This is a genomic window from Trichocoleus sp. FACHB-90 (assembly GCF_014695505.1).
Taxonomy (GTDB): Bacteria; Cyanobacteriota; Cyanobacteriia; order Cyanobacteriales; family FACHB-T130; genus Funiculus; species Funiculus sociatus.
This window is the reverse complement of record NZ_JACJOK010000025.1, coordinates 1-1,964: the sequence shown is the minus strand read 5'-3', so window position 1 is coordinate 1,964 and position 1,964 is coordinate 1. Positions and strand designations below refer to the sequence as shown.

At 46.3% G+C, this 1,964-nt stretch carries 1 protein-coding gene; it reads right to left on the bottom strand.

What is annotated here, in order from left to right:
* Positions 1–114: 114 nt before the first annotated feature.
* Entirely contained in the window at positions 115–1,860 is a 1,746-nt protein-coding gene (locus tag H6F74_RS07615; protein ID WP_242021908.1) for an IS1634 family transposase, read from the bottom strand.
* Positions 1,861–1,964: the final 104 nt, after the last annotated feature.

Below are 1,964 nucleotides of genomic sequence, written 5' to 3'. Positions count from 1 at the left end.
CTCACCGTTCGCTCATTTGGATGACCCAGTAACCAAATAAATAGCTTCAAGTGTAGCCGTACTGGGCAATTCGGCTATGGAGAAGATGCACCAACTACAGACTTAACGGCATCTTCACAGAGGCACTGGCTTGGTTGAGTTACACCGCTCAGGTAGACTATAGATAGATTGATCGATTCCCATTAATTGTAAAATCTGTGTTTGCAGAGGATTGAGAGGACTAATTTCCCAACTTTCATCAGGATGAAAATATAGGGTAATGCCACAAAAAGCTGCCAGCAAGCGTTCAGCAGTAGGACGAACTGTTGCGCGCCTGGGATTACCATCATACAAACCAGCCAAAGCTGTTTGCTGTTCTTGCAATTGACGACGTACTACAAACTCCATTAACGTGAAAACCCGCAGAGCAATTGTTAGTAGAAACATCAACCCTTGAATACGGTTTTCATCTTGGAAGTAAATAGGTAAAGCGGGAAGACGACCTCGTTTAAAACGATGGAAGCCTCGTTCGGGTTGCCATTGTTCTCGATAGTAAAACACTGCCTGTTCTAAGCTCAACCGCTCAGCAGGAGCATTAGTGACATACAATCGCCAACCTGCCAAAGTTGTGAAGAGTGCAATGGCTGTTTCTAGGCGTTGATAACTTAAAGTGAGTGTAGTTTTTCTGACTCGACGAAAAGGGCGTTCCAGGCTGGGACGACCGACACTCTCATAAACCTTGGGATACTGTATTTTCTTGTTAACAGTTACTAGCAGATGCTCCTCAACCCGATGACGCTGGAGAATTTGCTCAACTTTTTCCTGTAAAATCTTGGCATCTTGTCCCGGTTTGGCAGCCAACGATACCAAAGCTTTTTCCGCTTTTTGAAGACGTTGCTCTAATCCCTTAATTTGGCGCTGTGCTAGGGCATGAGAACGAATCACTAACCATCGCTCTGACCACCGATGCCACTGTCGGGTATCCGGGTCTAGCCACAGGCTGCCCAAAGGAACTTCAAATCCTTCACCGATGGCAGTTTCACTCTTTTCCTGATTAGGCAACCAGATATCAGTAATAGGAGTCGGCGGATTCAATACCCAATCCCTTAAAAGTTGAGGACGATGCCCACTCATGCCAACGGGAAAGCAGTAAATTCCTTGCTCTCGGTCAATTTGCCCTCGATTTGACCAACTTGAAGCTTTGCAGTCCGCTAAGAAGAGAAAATCATGATGACCAATGATTTGAGCTAGACGTTTCCATGTAGGAACGTAGGTGGGGTCATCTGCTCCGTTGCCTTCTAGTGTTGCACTTAGTAAGGGCACCCCCAATGGATCTAAAGTCGCTAACATCTGACGGTATTGGAGTAAATCGGGGCGGCGATCTTTGCTATAACCAAAGTTTAGTAATGGGGCAGATGCTTGGTCTGGTTCGGACACTTCTTGATTGGCTTGATGATAGACCGAAAAGCTGGTGGTGTCACTGCGGGCAACTTGAGTCGGTAATTCATAGGCTCGAATTAAGTGTTGTCCTAAGAAGGTTTCAATTGCCTCTCTTGCCTGGTGTTCCGATCCACCCAATACACTCAACAAATCTGCCAGTCGGTCATCGGTTGCGTCTTTGTCTGCTATCTTCCAGCCGGTTGCTAATTCTAAAGTTTGATGATGTTGCTTGACCCAGGTTTCTACTGCACACAGTCGATGATCTGCTTGGGTGATCGTATAACTTAACAGCAACACCGCTAGTTGACCGTAGCTTAATCCCTGACGGTTGCCGTGTGGTGGTGGTACTTCTTGGTTAATTAGCGCCTCAATCTGCATCTGGCTTAACCATTTGATCACTACTGGCACATCATCTACTCGTTCTGAACTTGTTCTCTTCAATCTCCGCCCCCTAAAGCGTCTGCCAAATCCTGTAATTGCTTAGTCAGACTACACTTGAGGCTGGTTATTTGGCTACTGGGTCATCCAAATGAGCGAACGGTGAG